A 1,493-nucleotide genomic window follows, 5' to 3' on the forward strand; every position below is an offset into this window, starting at 1 on the left:
GGGGGTGTTGCCGCCGGGTGCCAGGACTTTCGATGACAGCTGATAGGGACACGGCCAGTTTCAAACTAGGTCTCTTCGTAACGTGGGTGCTTGCAACGAAGGTCATGACGCCAGCGACTGGAACAACGCCATACCCATCTCGTTTCTAGGAGCTCATCATGTCTCCGGAGCATTCCATCGACATATTCCTTGGCCTAGACGTCGGCAAATCTGAACACCACGCCTGCGCCTTAGACCGTGATGGCAACAAGGTCTTCGACAAACCGTTGCCTCAACTCGAATCCGAACTAGCAGGCGTTTTTCACCAGCTACAAAAGCTTGGCACCGTACTCGTGATCGTCGACCAACCCAACACCATCGGCGCACTACCGATTGCTGTAGCCCGAGACTGCGGTTGCGAAGTCGGATACCTGCCAGGTCTTGCGATGCGCAAAGCTGCAGATCTCTATCCGGGACGTGCAAAAACAGACAAACGCGACGCATTCATCATCGCCGACACCGCCCGCACAATGCCCCACACGCTACGTGCCGTCGACCGCAATGATGAGGTACTGTCCGCCCTAAAGATGCTGTCCGGCTTCGATGATGACATCGCCCGCGATTGCACTCGCACTGTCAATCGGCTTCGCAGTATCCTCACCCAGATCTATCCCAGCCTGGAACGAGTTTTTGCTGGTAGCACTCTGACTCGCACGCCGATCCTGGAATTATTGATCCATTACAAGGGGCCGCAGGGGCTAAAAAGAGCCGGATACCAACGAGTGTTGAACTGGATGATCAAGCGCACACGTAAAGACCCCACCCCGCTGGTAGACGACATTTTTGCAGCGCTGAAAGCTCAAACAGTCACCGTGCCTGGAAGCGATGCCGCCGAGTTGGTAATTCCTCAACTGGCTGCAAACATCAAGGCCCTCAAAGAGCAACGAAACACCATTGCTGAGCAGGTTGAAGAGATGCTCGCTGATTTCCCTCTTTGTGAGGTCTTGATGAGTATGCCCGGAGTCGGCATCAAGACCGCAGCGCAGATCCTTCTTGCGATCGGTGATGGCTCCGACTTCGATAGTGCTGGCCACATAGCTGCTTATGCTGGAATAGCGCCCGTCACTAGACAATCCGGTTCGTCGATCAGAGGTGAGTTCCCGGCACGGTCAGGCAATAAACGACTGAAAAACGCCTTGTTCTACTCGGCATTCGCGGTTATCCGCAGCCACGAACCGTCACGGCGGTATTACCAACGCAAACGCGCTGAAGGAAAACGCCACAACGCAGCAGTCATATGCCTGGCACGACGGCGATGCAATGTCATCTACGCGATGCTGAAAAACAAGGAGTTCTTCCGCGAAATCCCGCCACGCCCCGTCGCCGCATAAACCCCAAAGACGAAGCCGACCAGCACACGCTGGCCGGCTCCTAGGCACGCCTAAGAAACTACCCCCAAGACTGTACTCGCCAACATCGGCCTGACACTTGACAAAAACATAGGGACACCCCCC

1 protein-coding gene is annotated in these 1,493 nt (G+C 55.4%); it reads left to right on the top strand.

What is annotated here, in order from left to right; translation table 11 throughout:
* Nucleotides 1-158: 158 nt before the first annotated feature.
* Entirely contained in the window at nucleotides 159-1,370 is a 1,212-nt protein-coding gene (locus HMPREF2651_RS00940; RefSeq protein ID WP_049181288.1) for an IS110 family RNA-guided transposase, read from the top strand.
* Nucleotides 1,371-1,493 lie beyond the last annotated feature (123 nt).

The organism is Corynebacterium sp. HMSC063A05, assembly GCF_001809695.1.
Taxonomy (GTDB): domain Bacteria; phylum Actinomycetota; class Actinomycetes; order Mycobacteriales; family Mycobacteriaceae; genus Corynebacterium; species Corynebacterium amycolatum.